10 protein-coding genes are annotated in these 16,340 nt (G+C 64.1%); 6 read left to right on the forward strand and 4 right to left on the reverse strand.

The window, feature by feature from the left end; all coding sequences use genetic code 11:
* Positions 1-48: 48 nt before the first annotated feature.
* Positions 49-876, reverse strand: coding sequence for a 3-methyl-2-oxobutanoate hydroxymethyltransferase (gene panB, locus C167_RS0111680; RefSeq protein ID WP_017518462.1), 828 nt, complete (start codon positions 874-876; stop codon positions 49-51).
* Between the two features lie 85 nt (positions 877-961).
* On the opposite strand from panB, the gene C167_RS0111685 reads away from it, so the two are divergent.
* From C167_RS0111685 to cobF, 3 genes are all read left to right on the forward strand, one after another.
* A complete protein-coding gene (locus C167_RS0111685; RefSeq protein WP_026078971.1) occupies positions 962-1,771 on the forward strand; it encodes an AraC family transcriptional regulator in 810 nt (269 codons plus the stop codon).
* 95 nt (positions 1,772-1,866) lie between these two features.
* The gene (gene metE, locus C167_RS0111690) at positions 1,867-4,164 is read left to right on the forward strand and encodes a 5-methyltetrahydropteroyltriglutamate--homocysteine S-methyltransferase (RefSeq protein ID WP_017518464.1); all 2,298 of its coding nucleotides are present in this window, start codon (positions 1,867-1,869) and stop codon (positions 4,162-4,164) included.
* A gap of 236 nt (positions 4,165-4,400) precedes the next feature.
* Entirely contained in the window at positions 4,401-5,165 is a 765-nt protein-coding gene (gene cobF / locus C167_RS0111695) for a precorrin-6A synthase (deacetylating) (protein WP_017518465.1), read from the forward strand.
* Positions 5,166-5,174: 9 nt separating this feature from the next.
* On the opposite strand, the gene C167_RS0111700 is transcribed toward cobF, so the two are convergent.
* Together C167_RS0111700 and C167_RS0111705 are read right to left on the reverse strand one after the other, a co-directional pair.
* Positions 5,175-7,538, reverse strand: a complete 2,364-nt coding sequence (locus tag C167_RS0111700; RefSeq protein ID WP_100227268.1) for a fimbria/pilus outer membrane usher protein — start codon at positions 7,536-7,538, stop codon at positions 5,175-5,177.
* 75 nt (positions 7,539-7,613) lie between these two features.
* A complete protein-coding gene (locus C167_RS0111705; protein ID WP_017518467.1) occupies positions 7,614-8,045 on the reverse strand; it encodes a DUF1090 domain-containing protein in 432 nt (143 codons plus the stop codon).
* A 449-nt stretch (positions 8,046-8,494) separates the two neighbouring features.
* On the opposite strand from C167_RS0111705, the gene C167_RS0111715 reads away from it, so the two are divergent.
* From C167_RS0111715 to C167_RS0111725, 3 genes are all read left to right on the forward strand, one after another.
* Positions 8,495-9,637, forward strand: coding sequence for an HD-GYP domain-containing protein (locus C167_RS0111715; protein ID WP_017518469.1), 1,143 nt, complete (start codon positions 8,495-8,497; stop codon positions 9,635-9,637).
* A gap of 38 nt (positions 9,638-9,675) precedes the next feature.
* On the forward strand, positions 9,676-13,644 hold the full coding sequence (locus C167_RS32470; protein WP_051167961.1) for a response regulator: 3,969 nt from the start codon (positions 9,676-9,678) through the stop codon (positions 13,642-13,644).
* A gap of 886 nt (positions 13,645-14,530) precedes the next feature.
* On the forward strand, positions 14,531-15,022 hold the full coding sequence (locus tag C167_RS0111725; RefSeq protein WP_017518471.1) for a LasR-specific antiactivator QslA: 492 nt from the start codon (positions 14,531-14,533) through the stop codon (positions 15,020-15,022).
* 125 nt (positions 15,023-15,147) lie between these two features.
* Here C167_RS0111725 and C167_RS0111730 read toward each other — a convergent pair.
* Positions 15,148-16,340, reverse strand: a 1,193-nt coding sequence (locus tag C167_RS0111730; protein WP_017518472.1) for a YadA family autotransporter adhesin, incomplete at its 5' end; no start/stop codon positions are given.

The following is a 16,340-nucleotide window of genomic DNA, read 5'->3' on the forward strand; positions in this document are numbered from 1 at the left end:
TACGTAGGAGCGGACTCCGTCCGAGATGGCCCCGCCGCCATTCCAACCTCACCGAGGCGATTCCATCCCGAAACAATGCCGCGCCTGCGGGAACCGGCGTTCGCGCACTTCGCTGGCAAAGCGTCCGGCCGCCGCGCCGATCAGCTCGTCCAACCGCACGTACTGCTCGGCGAATCGCGGGATCTGCTCGCCGGAAAGCCCGAGCATGTCCTCGGTCACCAGCACCTGCCCGGCGCAGGCGGGTGAAGCGCCGATGCCGATCACCGGGATCTCCAGCCGCTCGCAGACCTGGCGCGCCACCGGCTCCAGCACGCCTTCGAGCACCACGCTGAACGCCCCGGCGGCAGCGATGGCATCCGCGTCGCGCAGTACCCGCGCAACGCCGGCTTCCTCCTTGCCTTGTACCTTGAAGCCACCGAGGGCATTGACCTTCTGCGGCATCAGGCCGATATGCGCCATCACCGGTATACCGCGCTCCACCAGGAAGGCGATGGTCTCGGCCATCTCCGCGCCACCCTCCAGCTTCACTGCCTGCGCGCCGCTTTCGGCGAGCACCCGCGCGGCGGCGAAGAAGGCCTGCTGCGGCGAGGCCTGGTAGCTGGCAAAGGGCAGGTCCACCACCACGCAGGCCCGTTGCGAGCCGCGGACCACTGCAGCGCCGTGGGCGATCATGGTGTCCAGGCTGACAGCCAGGGTGTGCGGCATGCCGTAGAGCACCATGCCCAGCGAATCCCCGACCAGCAGCACATCGACGTGCGGGTCGAGCAGGCGCGCCATGGGCGTCGAATAGGCAGTCAGTACGACCAGACTGCCGGGTTCGCGACGTTGGCGGATGTCCAGGATGGACAGGCGTTGTTGCGGGCGATGGCTGCTCATGGCGTTCTCCACGGATGGCTGATATTGGCCGGGGAAGACGCTACCATCGGCCCTCCATGACCCACTTCCGACAGTGAGACACGCTATGCCGTCAGCGGGACAGGATTCTCTGGCGCTTCCCGGCTTCACCTCGCTGCCCCGTCCCGTGTGGCTGCGCGCCTTTGACATGCCCGCCGGCCACCGGGTGGAGCCCCATTCCCATCCCTGGGGCCAACTGATGTATGCCGCCAGCGGCGTGCTCGAGGCGACGACCGAGGAGTACGCCTGCGTGATTCCGCCCCGCCGTGCGATGTGGTTGCCGGCTGGCGTGCGGCATAGCGCGCGGGCGCGCACGCTGGTGGTACACCGCAGCTTCTACCTGGCGCCGGAGCTGGCCGTCGGCCTGGGCCCGTGCCGCGTGCTGGAAATCTCGCCGCTGCTGGACAACCTCATCCAGCGCGCCAGCGAGTTTTCCCGCGACTACCCCGACGAGGGGCCGGAAGCCCGGCTCATGCAGGTGCTGGTGGACGAGCTGCATAGCGCGCCGGACTCCGGCCTGGCCCTGCCGCTACCCCGCGATGCCCGTCTGCGGCGCGTCACCGATCACCTGCAGGAGCACCCCGGCGAGCGCCTGGGGATCGAGGATTGGGCGCAGCGCGTCGGCGCCTCGCGGCGGACCCTGGCGCGGTTGTTCCGCGACGAAACCGGGCTGTCGTTCCGCGAATGGCGTGAACGCGTACGCCTGCTGGCCGCACTGCCAAGGCTGGAGCGCGGCGAGTCGGTGACACTGATCGCCGGCGAGCTGGGTTATGAATCCACCTCGGCGTTCATCGAGTTGTTCCAGCGCCAGCTGCACACCTCGCCCGGCGCACTGGCGCGGCAGATGCGGGCAGGGAGCCATTGCGGTCCAACTTGAGAATTTCTTATGTTCATCGCGAGAACATTGAGTTTGTCTCATGAATGGGCCGCCAGGAGAATCTCGCCATTCACTGATTCACTGGAGAGATTCACATGGCACTGGCACACAACCTCGGCTTTCCCCGCATCGGCCGCGACCGCGAGCTGAAGAAAGCCCAGGAGGCCTTCTGGAAGGGCGAGCTGGACGAAGCCGGCCTGCGCGCCGTCGGCCGCGAACTGCGTGCCGCCCATTGGCAGGTGCAGAAGAACGCCGGCATCGAGTTGCTGCCGGTGGGCGACTTTGCCTGGTACGACCAGGTGCTGACCCACTCGCTGACCTTCGGCGTCATTCCGGAACGCTTCCGCACCCATGGCGAGGCGAAGCCAACCCTGCAGACCCTGTTCGCCATGGCGCGCGGCGTCAGTGCGGGTTGCTGCGGCGCTCACGCCCAGGAGATGACCAAGTGGTTCGACACCAACTACCACTACCTCGTCCCCGAGTTCAGCGCTGACCAGCAGTTCGAGCTGAGCTGGGAGCAACTGTTCGAGGAAGTGGAAGAGGCGCGCGCGCTGGGTCACGCGGTAAAACCGGTGGTGATCGGCCCGCTGACGTACCTCTGGCTGGGCAAGACCAAGGGCAACGACTTCGACAAGCTCGACCTCGTGGAACGCCTGCTGCCGTTATACGGCCAGATATTCCGCCGCTTCGCCGCGCAGGGTGTGGAGTGGGTGCAGATCGACGAGCCGATCCTTGCCCTCGACCTGCCCCAGGACTGGAAGAACGCCTTCGAGCGCACCTACAACCTGCTGCAGAGCGAGCCGCTGAAGAAGCTGGTGGCCACCTATTTCGGCGGCCTCGATGACAACCTGGGCCTTGCCGCCGGCCTGCCGGTGGACGGCCTGCACCTCGATCTGGTGCGCGCGCCGGAGCAGTTCCCGACCATCCTCGACCGCCTGCCGGCCTACAAGATTCTCTCCCTCGGCGTGGTCAACGGCCGCAACGTCTGGCGCTGCGACCTGGAGAAGAGCCTGGAAGTGCTGCGCCACGCCCATGACCGCGTGGGGGATCGTCTGTGGGTCGCGCCGTCCTGCTCGCTGCTGCACAGCCCGGTGGACCTGGAGCGCGAGGACCAGTTGGATGCCGAGTTGAAAAGCTGGCTCGCGTTCGCCGTGCAGAAGTGCGCCGAAGTAGCCCTGCTCACCCGCGCCGTCAACCAGCCCGAAGCCCCGGAAGTCCTGGCCGCCCTGGAGCGCAGCCGCGCCGTGCAGACCAGCCGCGCCGCCTCGCCGCGTATTCACAAACCGGAGGTGAAAGCCCGCCTGGCCGCCGTCAAGGCGCAGGACAGCCAGCGACATTCGCCCTTTGCCGCACGTATTGTCAAACAGCGCGCCGGCCTGAACCTGCCGGACTTCCCCACCACCACCATCGGCTCCTTCCCGCAGACCTCCGCCATCCGTCTCGCACGGCAGGCGTTCAAGCAGGGCAAGCTCAACGTCGCTGATTACACCGAGGCCATGCACAGCGAAATCCGCCACGCCGTGAAGATCCAGGAGCATCTGGGCCTGGACGTACTGGTGCACGGCGAGGCCGAGCGCAACGACATGGTGGAGTACTTCGCCGAGCAGCTCGATGGCTACCTCTTCACCCGATTTGGCTGGGTGCAAAGCTATGGCTCGCGCTGTGTGAAGCCAGCGGTGATCTTTGGCGACCTGAGCCGTCCGCAACCGATGACCGTGAACTGGATCAGGTACGCCCAGAGCCTTACCGCGAAGGTGATGAAGGGCATGCTGACCGGCCCGGTGACCATGCTGATGTGGTCCTTCCCGCGCGAGGACGTCTCCCGCGAGGTGCAGGCACGCCAACTGGCCCTGGCGATCCGCGACGAAGTGGTGGACCTGGAAGCCGCCGGCATCCGCATCGTGCAGATCGACGAAGCCGCCTTCCGCGAGGGCCTGCCGCTGCGCCGCAGCGACTGGGGCCGCTACCTGGACTGGGCCACCGAGGCCTTCCGCCTGTGCGCCTCCGGCGTGCGCGACGAAACCCAGATTCATACCCACATGTGCTACAGCGAGTTCAACGACGTGATCGAATCCATCGCTGCGATGGACGCCGACGTCATCACCATCGAGACCTCGCGCTCGGACATGGAGTTGCTGGAGGCCTTCGAGAAGTTCGAGTACCCCAACGAGATCGGCCCGGGCGTCTATGACATCCACTCGCCGCGTGTGCCGGGCAAGGACGAGATGGTCAAGCTGCTGCGCAAGGCGGCGCAACGCATTCCCGCCGAGCGCCTGTGGGTCAACCCTGACTGTGGCTTGAAAACCCGCGCCTGGCCGGAGACCGAAGCAGCGCTGATAAACATGGTCGCGGCCGCCCGCGAGCTGCGCAAGGATGCGGCGTTGCTGGGCTGACCGGCGGGTTACGCCGCGCCGAAGATCTGCGATGAAAACCTCGCTGCGGCGATGAAAAATCGCGGACGGAGGCCGCTCCTGCGAATCCGATTTCGCGCGTAGGAGCGGACGCCGTCCGCGATCGGTCTCAGCCCGCAGCGGACCAATCTCCCGCAACGGCGCATCGATCCGGCAGATGAGCATGTCGCCGCACAGGCGTAGTCTTGAAGCCCAACGAACCGGATGCAGGACCAGACATGAAGCAACTGCTCATCATTGGCATCGGCGCTGGCGACCCCGAGTACCTCACCGTGCAGGCGATCAACGCGATGAACCGCGCGGATGTGTTCTTCCTCATGGACAAGGGCGCGAGCAAGGACAAGCTGCTCCAGCTGCGCCGGGACATTCTCGAGCGCTACGTTACCCGTAACGATTACCGCATCGTTGAGGCCGACAGCCCCGAACGCGTCCGCAAAGGCGACTACGCCGGGCAGGTGCGTGACCTCAACCAGGCCAAGCAGCAGGTGGTCGAACGCCTGATCGCCGACGAACTGCAGGACGGCCAGTGCGGCGCGTTCCTCGTCTGGGGCGACCCGTCGCTCTACGACAGCACCCTGCGCATCCTCGACGCCATCCTGCGCGAGGGCCGGGTGAGCTTCGATCATCAGGTGATCCCTGGCATCACCAGCGTGCAGGCCCTCGCCGCGCGCCATCGGGTGCCGCTGAACGCCATCGGCCAGTCGGTACTGATCACCACCGGTCGGCGTCTGGCTGAAGGTTTTCCGGATAACGCCGAGAGCGTCGTGGTGATGCTCGACGCCGAGGACACCTACCGCCAGCTGGACGACCCGGCGCTGGAAATCTACTGGGGCGCCTACGTCGGCACGCCGGACGAGGTCCTGCGCAGTGGGCGGCTCACCGAGGTGGGCGACGATATCCAGCGCACCCGACAGGCAGCCCGCGAGGCGAACGGCTGGATCATGGACACCTACCTGCTGCGTCGCCCCACCCCCGAGCACTGATGGCGCTGTTCAGCGCGAGCTGGAGAAGCGCCGGGTGGCCGTCGCGGCATTGACGGGGTGGGATGGAAAGCGAGTGAATACCAGGTCGCCCTTCACCGCATCCGACTGGGCCATCGATGTGCGCGCAGAGCTATCCGCAGAGCCGTCGGTTGCGGGCAGCGGCAACGCCTGCGGAGCTGGCGCCGCCGGGCGCGCAACTTCCGGCGCAGTAGTCGCCAGCATGCCGTCGCCGCGACGGGCCGCCGGAAACCGAGTGAACACGATGGCGCCGGCGGTGGGCACCACTTCAGCCTCTGATTCGGCCAGGTGCGTAGCGTCCGGCAGGCTGAAGGTACCCAGCGTCAGCCGATTGGGACGATAAGGCGTGAGGGTGGTGACGATGGCGTTGCCCCAGCGGTCGGTGGTGACTCCGTACTGGTTGTCGACCCCGATACCTGGGGAGTCCGCCACGTTGACGATCGCCATTGTCTCCCCCAGGCTCTGGCCCAGGGTGATACCGCCCGAATGCGCCACGACGCTCCCGGAAAGCTCACCGGTCTGCATGCGATACCCGTCACCCCGCGAGTAACCGACGCGCAGTTCTCCAGCGTTGTATTGGTAATCCAGGCTCACGTCCTGGCCCTCCCCTGAGCGCTGGTTCTGGCTGGCACTGGCGTCATAGCTGAGGCTGAAGTCGGAAAACAGGGTCCCGCTGACGCCTGCGCGACGGCTGCCGGAGTCGTTATGTGCCAGTGTCTCGTCGAGATTGAACTTCATCCGCGGCACGCCCACCGCCCCCAGGGGAATGCTGAAGGAGACGCCGACCTGGCTCTGTGCCTGGTTGAACAGGCTGTCTGTGTATTCGGCATAAAGCGAAACATCCACGTCACCCCAGGTTGCGCTGTAACCGAACTCGAGGGACGTCTCACCCTTGTCCTTTCCTCGCATCGCCTCGCGCACTACCGTCAGGTAGAGGCTGTCCGATTCCGAGAAGTACTGGTTGTAGCTGGCCTCCAGTCGGTACTTCTTCTCTGCATCGAACTCTCCGACGAAGACACCCTCCTCCCAGTCCCACCAGTAGGTCTGCTGTTGCGACACCGTCTGGCCGAAGGTGCGATAGCGCTGGTCGGGGTAATACTGCGCCAGCACATTCAGGGAGGATTCCAGGGCCGGGAATGCCTTGGCATAGCGCAGCCGTGCCATGCCGCCACGATCATTCTCGGTTCGTCGCGGGTCCTCGGCGCTGGAGAGGCTGTAGTCCACGGATAGCGTGCCCCACTCCCCCAAACTCCTGCCAATGCCCAGCGCAGCGCTGCGGTAGATGTCCGCCGCCAGGAAGCCGCCAAAGAGCGTGAGATTGCTCGGCAGGCCATACCCCACGCCGATCCGGTAGAAGGTCGGCTCCACCTGCTCGATGCCGTGGTAAGGACGAACCTTCCCCGCCGTCACGTCGTACTTCCATTGGCGGTCGTGCACCAGGTTCGGCATGACCGAATAAGGCACCCTGCGCACGCTCTCGGTGCCGTCGCTTTCCTTGATCGTGGTTTCAATGTCGCCGCTGGGATCGGGGGGGTAGACATCCTTGAGCACAAAGGATCCCGGTGAAACGAAGGTCTGATAGATCACCTCGCCGTTCTGGCGAACCTTCACTTCGGCATTGCTGTGCGCGTACCCCCTGATCCAGGGGAACGTGCCGCGCAACCTGTTCGGCAGCATGCGCTCGTCCGAAGCCAGGCTGGCACCCCGAAAGCGGATACTGTTGAACAGCGTCGATGCCGTCGCACCGTCGCCGACCGAGAGCTGGCTGCGCCAGTCGGGAATGTCCCGGTACGCCAACGCCCGTTCGGTGTACCACTGCGCCTTGCCCCAGGTTTCCTGCTGATAGACTGGCTCATAGCGAATGCGCCAGGCGTCCAGGTTGAACCCCGTGTTCAAGTCGGCATACAGACTTGCCTGCCGATCCGCGTCGGCGTATTGGCTGCCGCCATAACGGGCGTAGTTGAGGCGGTAGTCAATGAACCCCGCGGTGACCCCGTTGTCCCAGCGGCGCGTATCAGGTTCATTATTCCCATCGTCCACCTGCGAACCTGGCAGCATTATCCTCAATAACTGCGTACTCTCATCGTAGGACTTCCTTATGTTGCGCCGCTGCAACGCCGACGCCGTCAGGCAGCCGTCCTCGGTCAACTCTGAACTTTTGGCGGTTGTCTGTCTGACCTTCAGCTGCTGCAACAAACCCATTGAAACACAGATATCCAGGTCATTATCGAGCTCAATATCCAGACGCCCCTTGTAAGTATCATTAACCATCACATGGATCGATTTCACGTCGCCCCAGCACGAACTGGCCAAGCATGAAACAAAGAATAACGATAACCGCGTGAAGTAATTCATTCACCAGCAACTTCACATCAAAGTCCAAGGCAAGAAAAAGGCGCCGAAGCGCCTTCTTCTATATTGCAGGGCTGATTAACCGCGCAGTGCGGCCAACTCCGCCTGGGCCTGACGCAGCTCAGCGGTGATTTCCTTCACTTCAGCCTGTTTCTCTTGCAGCTTGCTCTGGTACTTGGCGACTTTCTTGGCGTCGCCCTTGGCCTGGGCCTCACGGAGGTCAGCCTGTACTTCGCGAACGTCGTCCTGCTTGTCGCGCAGCTTGCTCTCGAGCTTGGAGACCTTCTTCTCGGCGTCCTTGGCAACGCTGGCATCGGTGCAGTGAGCATTCACTTCACTGAGCGCTCTTTTCAGGCCAGCAAGTTGGTTGGCGTTACCATACTTCTGTGCTTGCTGGATCTGGTTTTCGATAGAAGCGCGTTTTGCTGAACAATCGGCCGATGCCACCGTGGTAAAACCTGCGCCCAGGGCGAGCACAAGCGGCAATGCAGCGAATTTAATCTTGTTCATCATGAATTCCTTTTATCAATCCTTAATTGAGCGGAAGTGGCCACTCCCACGAACATGTTAGGGTTCTGGAATTTTATTGGTACCGCCCGAAAGCCAAATGCCCTATGGAAATAACCATGGCACCCGTGGGAAATATCTCCATATTATCTTGTTACAAATCCGCACCTAACAATCCGCCCTCCTTGCAACTTCACGTAAAACCCTCTATCCAATTGCCCCCAAAATAAAAGGCCATTGGCCATGCCGCCGGCAGAAGAACAACCAATTAACTACTACATCGATGACGGCGAGGCCGGCACACGGCACTTCGTCGAGGTGGAACACAACAGCTGATTCACCTGCCAGGCGGAGCCCCGACCGGCCCGAGGGCCACGCCTGGCGCGGTCTATACTGATCCCGGCGCGCGGGAAGGAAGTGCCTGGCGCGCCCCTTTCAGCGGAGGATGGTCAATGAATGCGCCTGGTCCCGTTACCCGTCCGACGATCCTGATCGTCGACGACGCTCCAGAAAACCTGACGCTCCTCTCGGAGCTGCTCAAGCTGCTGTACCGCGTCAAGGCCGCACGCACGGGCGAAAAGGCGTTGCAGATCGCCCAGTCCGACGATCCGCCGGACCTCATCCTGCTGGACGTGATGATGCCCGGCATGAATGGTTTCGAGGTCTGCCGGCGCCTGCGCGGCGAGGCCCGTACGCGCCATATTCCGGTGATCTTCGTCACCGCCCAGGGCGCGGCCGACGACGAGATTCGCGGCCTGGAGCTGGGCGCGGTGGACTACCTGACCAAGCCGATCAACCCGCCGACCGTGCTGATGCGTGTGGACAACCAATTGCGCATCAAGGCCGCCGCCGACTTCCTGCGCGACCAGAACGACTTCCTCGAACAGGAAGTGCAGCGCCGCACCCGCGAGCTGGCTGCCATACAGGACGTCACCATCATCGCCATGGCGTCCCTGGCCGAAACCCGCGACAACGAGACCGGCAACCATATTCGCCGGACCCAGCACTATGTCCGCGCGCTCGCCGACAACCTGCAGCAGCACCCTCGCTTCACCGCCGAGCTTGACGAGGAAACCCGGCAACTGCTGTTCAAGTCCGCCCCGCTGCACGACATCGGCAAGGTCGGTATCCCGGACCATATCCTGCTCAAGCCAGGCCGGCTCACCACCGATGAATTCGAAGTCATGAAGACGCACACCACGCTCGGGCTCGACGCCCTGGAGAAGGCCGAAGAGCGCCTGGGCATGGACGTGCCCTTCCTGCGCCTGGCCAAGCAGATCGCTTACGGTCACCACGAGAAGTGGGACGGCTCGGGCTATCCGCTGGGCCTGACGGGCGATGCAATACCGGTGTCGGCGAGGCTGATGGCGGTGGCCGATGTCTACGACGCGCTGATCAGCCGGCGTATCTACAAGAACGCCATGCCCCACGAGGCCGCCGTCGAGCACATTCGCGGCCAGCGCGGCCTGCATTTCGATCCGGACGTGGTGGACGCCTTCCTCACCTTGCAGGACGAGTTCCGTCGCATTGCCGAGCAGTTCGCTGACAAGGAAGCAGCAGTGGACGCCGACGTCATGCCGGGCCGAACGGCGTAAACCTCTCACTGCAGCAAGGCAGGTTTGGAGGCCGCTTGATGGTGACCCCGCTCGGCTTTCTACAGCGACTGAAGCTCAGGACCCGGTTGGTGCTCGGGTTTGGCGGCATTCTGCTGTTTGCCCTGCTCATCGGCTTGTACAGCCTGTACGTCCAGCGAGAGCAGACGCGGCGGATCACCCAGATCTACGAAAAGGAGATGCTCGGCCTCGCCCATATCGATGCCGCCCGGGTCGCGCTGGCCAGCCTCGGCAGGAGCGTTCGCCAGGCGGTCCTCGCGGCGGAGCCCGGTGCCAGGGAACAGGCGTTGGCGCAGCTCAAGGAAACCCAGGCGATTCTACGCGAGGAGATCGAACAGGCGCGCCCGCTCATCTACCGCACCCGCGCGCAGCAGGAGCTGATACGTTTCGAGGTCGCCTACGAGGAGTACCAGGGGCAGATCGACCGGGTGCTGCAACTCAACGATCAACCCGCCAGTGCGGGCCGCTCCTCGGACCTGGCGGCGATTGCCCTGTTGTCCTCCACTGAGCTTCAACGCCCTGGCGAGGTCGCCAACCTGGCCCTCTCCGAGGTGGGACAAATCAAGCGCGCGGGGGCGGACCTGGAGGTCAATCGCGCTGCCGAGCACTTTCTGCGCAGTGTCGAGCTGACCTTCTGGCTGCTGGCGCTGTGCGTAGGCGGCGGGTTCCTCTTCGGAATCCTCATCAGCCTGTCCATTCGCCGCCCCGCCGAGAAACTCAGGCACTCGGTCGATACCCTGAGCAAGGGCGAGCTGGACGTGATGGTGCCTTTCCAGGATTACCCCAATGAAATCGGCGAGATGGCCCGCGCGATCACCGCGCTGCAATCCGAAGCACGCCAGATGGCGGACCAGCGCTGGGTAAAAACGCAGGTGGCAGTACTCAGCACCGCCATGCAATCCGTCGCTGGATCCAGCAAGCTGGGCGACCGCACCCTGGAGACGCTCGCCCCGCCCTTGGCACTGCGACGCGCCACCCTGCATGTCCACGATGAGAAGAGCGCCGAGCTGGTGTTGCTGGGCAACTACGCGCCGGGCCCGGACTCACCGGCGCGACTGCCCATCGGCCAGGGGCTGATCGGTCAATGCGCGAAACAGCGTGCGGCCATCCACCTGCTCCAGCCCGAACGCCAGGTGGAAGGCGAATGCTCTCCACCGCGGGTGCTCGACCTGCAGCCGCTGATCCATGGCGACCGCCTGGTCGGCGTGCTGGCGCTGGAGAGCCTGCAGGATTTCAGCCCGAGCCAGCGTGCCCTGCTCGACGAGTTCGTACCGCTGCTGGCGATGAACCTGGAAATCCTCGAACGCACATCCCGCACCGAACAACTGCTCAAGGAAACCCGCACGCAGGCCGAACAGATGGAATGCCAGGCCACCGCCCTGCTGGAAAGTGAAAGGCAACTGCAATACATCCTCGACTGCAGTCCGGTCAGCGTCGCCATCTCCACGCACGGTCACCTGCACCTGGTCAATCCGGCGTTCGCCACCAGCTTCGGCCTCAGCGCCGGCGACGAGGCTGCCGGGCTGTACGTCGACGAGACGGAGCGCGAAACCATCTGGAACGAGCTGGCAGCCGGCGCTCGAATGCTCGAGCGCGAGGTTCGCCTGTATGACAGCCAGGGCAACGTGCGCGACATTCTCGCCACCTACCTGCCGATGTCCCACCAGGGCGAGCCCGCCATGCTTGCCTGGCTGTACGACATCACCGAGCGCAAGCTGGTCGAGCAGGAAATGCGCCGCGCCAAGGAGCTGGCCGAGGAAGCGACCCGCGCCAAGAGCGAGTTCCTCGCCAACATGAGCCACGAGATCCGCACGCCGATGAACGTCATCATCGGCATGAGCAGCCTCGCCCTGAAGAGCGGCCTTGATGCCCGCCAGCACAACTACGTGCAGAAGGTGAATCGCTCAGCCGAGGGGCTGCTCGGCATCATCAACGACATACTCGACTTCTCGAAGATTGAGGCTGGGATGATGAGTGTGGAGCACGTCGAATTCCGCCTCGAAGACGTGCTCGAACAGTTCTCCGCGCTGGTCGGCTTCAAGGCCGAGGAGAAGTCCCTGGAGCTGTTGTTCCAGCTCCATCAGGAACTACCGACCTCGCTGGTCGGCGACCCGCTGCGCCTGGGACAGATCCTGCTGAACCTGGGCAACAACGCGGTGAAGTTCACCGAGCACGGGGACATCGTTCTCGGTATCGAGCCGGTGACGCTCGGCGCTCAGGAAGCGGAGCTGCACTTCTGGCTGCGCGACACCGGCATCGGCATGACCGCCGAGCAGTGCGGACGCATGTTCCAGTCATTCATCCAGGCCGACTCCTCCACCTCTCGCCGCTATGGCGGCACGGGGCTGGGGCTGTCGATCTCCAAGAGCCTGGTGGAGCTTATGGGCGGAAATATCTGGGTGGACAGCGAACCGGGCAAGGGCTCCGTCTTCCATTTCCATGCTCGGTTCGGCATTCCCCTCACCGCTGCCCCCCGACGCATGCTACGGGCGGACGAACTGCTTGGGGTGCGGGCCCTGGTGGTCGACGACAACGCCTCGGCCCGCGAGATTCTCTCGGGCATGGCGCTGAGCTACGGGCTGGAAGTCGATGTTGCGCGCAATGGCGACCAAGCCCTTGAATGGATCAGCGAGGCCGAACAGCGGCAGTTGCCGTACCAGTTGGTGCTGGTGGATTGGCAGATGCCGGGCATGAACGGCATCGAGGTAGTCGCGCGGCTCCACGACGGCCACTGCAAGGACGTTCCGGCGGTAATCATGGTTACCGCCTTCGGACGCGAAGAGGCGCTGGATGCCGCCCAGCAGCGCGGCGTCGAACTGGGCACGGTGCTGACCAAACCGGTGACGCCCTCCACCCTGCTGGAGTCGATCAACATTGCCCTGGGCAAGCTGAGCGCCGTCGAGCCGCGTAGCCGCGAACGCCAGAGCGCCACCGACGAGGCCATGGCCCGCATCGCCGGCAGCCGGGTGTTGCTGGTGGAAGACAACGAGCTGAACCAGGAGCTGGCGGTGGAGCTGCTGGGCGATGCCGGCATCGCGGTCACACTGGCCCGCAACGGCCAGGAAGCGCTGGACCGGCTGGCCATCGACAGGCGTTTCGATTGCGTACTGATGGACTGCCAGATGCCCGTGCTCGACGGTTACGCGGCGACCCGGGCGTTGCGCCTGCGCCCGGAACTGGCGCAACTGCCGATCATCGCCATGACCGCCAACAACATGGCTGGCGACCGTGAACTGGCACTGGCCGCGGGCATGAACGACCACATCGCCAAGCCCATCGACCCGCCCGCGATGTTCCTCACGTTGTCGCGCTGGATCGAGCCGCGGCAATCGTCGGACACTGCGAGCCCGCCGGCGCCGACCGCATCGCCCGCCAGCCCTTTGGACCTGCCGGGTATCGACTGCCGCGCCGGGCTGGCCACCTGCGCCGGCAAGACCGCACTCTACGAACGACTGCTGCAGCGCTTTGGCACCCGCTACCGGGACTTCATCGACGAGTTCCGCACCCTCGACTCGGCGGCCGACCCGACCGCCCGTCGCCGCGCCGCCCACACGCTGCGCGGTGCTGCCGCAAACATCGGCGCCCTGGCGCTGGCACAGGCCGCCATGGCACTGGAAGACGCCTGCCTGGAATCTTCCCCGGAACAACTCACCTCGCGTCTGTTGCGGGATGTGCAGGCGCAGTTGGAGACGGTGCTGGCGAGCCTGGCGAATCTCGCCGTAGCGCCGCCCACAGAGCCGCCTGCGCTCGCCATGACGGCAGCGCAGACCACCGCCCTCCTGCAGCAGCTGCACGGCTTGCTGGAACGCAGCGACACCAGCGCTGGCGAACTGATTGCCCGGCTGAGCAGCGCCTTCGCGGATTCGCCCCGAGCCGGATTGCTGCGCGAAATAACCGAAGCCACCGAGGGCTTCGACTACGACAGGGCCCTGGTGCAACTGCAACGCTTGATGAGCAACACAGCCGAGTCCCGGCAGCCGCATGCCTGAAGGCACCGCCGCAACGCATCCTGCGAGCCGCTCGCGCGCACCAGGCCGCCGGCGCCAGGTAGCGTTCAGCCTACTCACTGGGCCGGCGCCAGGCCTGCCACGGCCCGCGAACGCAGCCCGTACACCGGGTAGAGCATCGTGAAACCCACGATGGGATTGCGAGCGCCCTCCTGCCCACGTGTCCCCCGCCTGAGCAATGACCTGGCCTCAACAAGGTTACGCCGGGCGGTTTGGAGGCGACGTCGTTGGGCGGCGATCAGAACAGCAACAAGAATCCCGTCCTTCGTCCTCTATATCAGTCGGACTACGTACGAAAGAACCTGGCGAAACAACCTCTCCGAGAACATTTTCCAGAGCATCTTCGTGCTTTCCACATCATTCGCAGCCTTCTGCTTGAAGGAAGAATGCGATTTTTCCTACACTCTCTTACCCTTGTAGTCCTACGTGCGCCATCGCTAGATTCCGCTCGCCATGGTTGATCCCTGGCCGGGTGTCGCAACCCGATTGGAATTCAGGAGCGCACGTAGCGCCACCACACCGATCACCGGCTTGCCTGTCCTGTCGGCGGCTTCGGCGTGTCCATGGCGGACCGTGCGGGGAAGGCCTGTGCCTTGCCGGTGACTGCTCCTTTTCCACCGGATTGCGACCCTCGCACGGTCCGCCGCCCTATATCGCGTCGCAACGATGGGTGGCGGCTCCTTCAATGGAAAAGGAGCAAAGCAAATGCATTACCCCCCTTTCATTCTCGTGCGCCACCCGCTGCACCTTCATCGCGCCCTCCCCCTCAGAGGCGGGACGTCGGCCCCGCCCTCACTCAACGTGCACACCTGCCCCACCGGTGAACAGCCAATGCCGACACCGTCAGCCACAGGGGGAGGCAGCCAGCATGAACCCCATTAAGGATCTGGCCCACGAGCAATATGAACTGGCGTTACACAGCCTGCACCAGTTGATCGAAATGCAGCCCCATCCCATGCCTCTGGCACTGACGGAACGGATCGATCAACTGCGCGAACATCTGCAGCAGGCCTATTGGCAGGCTCGCCTCGGACAACGCATCACCCGAACGTCGATCGCCGCGACGCCCTACTGCCGCGAACTGATACTCGGACCGCACCAACGCAAGAACATCGAAGAGTTGCGCCTGGGCATGTTGGCCGCCGAGCGCAGCCTGACCGACAGCGAGAGTGGCCCACCCTGGAACGTGCTGATCTACGGCCGCAACCAGGTTGCCGAAGGTCTGCCACGCAAGGCCTACGAATGTGGCTTCATCATGCGCCTGTACCAATTGATCCAGGAATTCACGGCGCAACGCCCGTTGAGCGAATCCGCACGACTGTACAGCGCGCAACGCGCCAAGGCGTCTCGTTCACCCTGACGCAATGCAGAGTCCCGCCTGATTGTCATTATCCGAAGCAAAAAGCCCCGCCGTCGAAACCGACGGCGGGGCTTTTTCAGGACAATTCAGGCACACCACCTTGCGATGGTGTGCCCGCCCGGGTGTTACCAGTTGTAGCCGACACCTGCACCGATAGAGAACGAGTTCTGCGTATCGACGCTGCCCCCGATCTTGGCGGTCCACTTGCCGTCGTTGGTGGTGTGCGAGACACCCACCGACACCGCCGACTGGCCATTGAAGTTACCGATACCCACCGACGTGGTGCTGCCGCCGTTGACCATCGGCTGAGGCAGACTGGCGATGGCGATGGCACCCGCGATACCGGCGCTCAAGCGGTCGTCCTGTTCGTGCAGGTCCTTGCGCAGAGCGTTGTAGCGCGAATCAGACTGGCTGGCGAAATCGCTCAGTGCATCACTCACCTGACCCAGGTTGACCGCATCGGTGCGCTCGGTACCAGCGGCGACGCTGGTGATCTGCCGCTCGTTGCCAGCGCTGCCCACTGCCACGCTGTTGTCACGCTCGGCCGCCGAGTTGGCGCCAATGGCCACCGAGTTCTTGCCCTTGGCCTTGGCATTGGTGCCCATGGCCACGCTGTTGGCGCCGGAGGATTCCGCGCCGGCGCCAGCCGCCATGGAGTCCGTACCGGTAGCCTTGGGCTTGGGCAGGTTCGAGGTGTTGTTCACCTGGATCATGCCGTCGGTGCCGTTCTGCAGGTTGGTGATGTTGGTTTCGGAATTGGTCACACGGGACTTGATCTCGGTAACCGAATTGTCGACCTGGCCAACCGCATCCTGGACCTTGCTGTCGGTATAGGAGTTGGCCTGGGCCACCGCACCGTCCAACTGGCGAACGTTGACTGCATCGTTGGCCTGCACGCCATCGGCCACGTTGCTGATGGTGCGGGTTTCGCCGGTAGCCGCATTGCCCACGGAGACGGTGCCCACGACATTGTCGTTGTTCGCCCCGGAGTACTTGCCGACATACGGTGCTTCGGCGCCACGGGTACCTTGACCATCAGCGGTCGTGTCGCTGGCATTCTGGCCCAGCACCACGTTGCCCTTGCCGGCCGCCTGGGCGTTGTCACCCATGGCCAGGGCCCCGGCACCAGACGCGACCGCACCACCACCCACGGCAATGGAATCAGCGCCGCTGGCGACCGAGTCCACCTTGTTGGAGCTGGTGTGGAAGTACTTGATGCCACCGCCATTGACGATGTTGGTCACGCTGCCTTCGATGTTGGTTACGCGGCCATCGAGGTTGGTGATATCGGTGGTGTTCTGCGCCACCTGCTGGTTGG

The organism is Pseudomonas nitroreducens TX1, from assembly GCF_000313755.1.
Taxonomy (GTDB): domain Bacteria; phylum Pseudomonadota; class Gammaproteobacteria; order Pseudomonadales; family Pseudomonadaceae; genus Pseudomonas; species Pseudomonas nitroreducens_A.

Excerpts from the sequence above, each read along its gene's own strand:
- panB (WP_017518462.1), bottom strand. The coding sequence starts at position 876 with ATGAGCAGCCATCGCCCGCAACAACGCCTGTCCATCCTGGACATCCGC.
- C167_RS0111685 (WP_026078971.1), top strand. The coding sequence starts at position 962 with ATGCCGTCAGCGGGACAGGATTCTCTGGCGCTTCCCGGCTTCACCTCG.
- metE (WP_017518464.1), top strand. The coding sequence starts at position 1,867 with ATGGCACTGGCACACAACCTCGGCTTTCCCCGCATCGGCCGCGACCGC.
- cobF (WP_017518465.1), top strand. The coding sequence starts at position 4,401 with ATGAAGCAACTGCTCATCATTGGCATCGGCGCTGGCGACCCCGAGTAC.
- C167_RS0111700 (WP_100227268.1), bottom strand. The coding sequence starts at position 7,538 with ATGAATTACTTCACGCGGTTATCGTTATTCTTTGTTTCATGCTTGGCC.
- C167_RS0111705 (WP_017518467.1), bottom strand. The coding sequence starts at position 8,045 with ATGAACAAGATTAAATTCGCTGCATTGCCGCTTGTGCTCGCCCTGGGC.
- C167_RS0111715 (WP_017518469.1), top strand. The coding sequence starts at position 8,495 with ATGAATGCGCCTGGTCCCGTTACCCGTCCGACGATCCTGATCGTCGAC.
- C167_RS32470 (WP_051167961.1), top strand. The coding sequence starts at position 9,676 with ATGGTGACCCCGCTCGGCTTTCTACAGCGACTGAAGCTCAGGACCCGG.
- C167_RS0111725 (WP_017518471.1), top strand. The coding sequence starts at position 14,531 with ATGAACCCCATTAAGGATCTGGCCCACGAGCAATATGAACTGGCGTTA.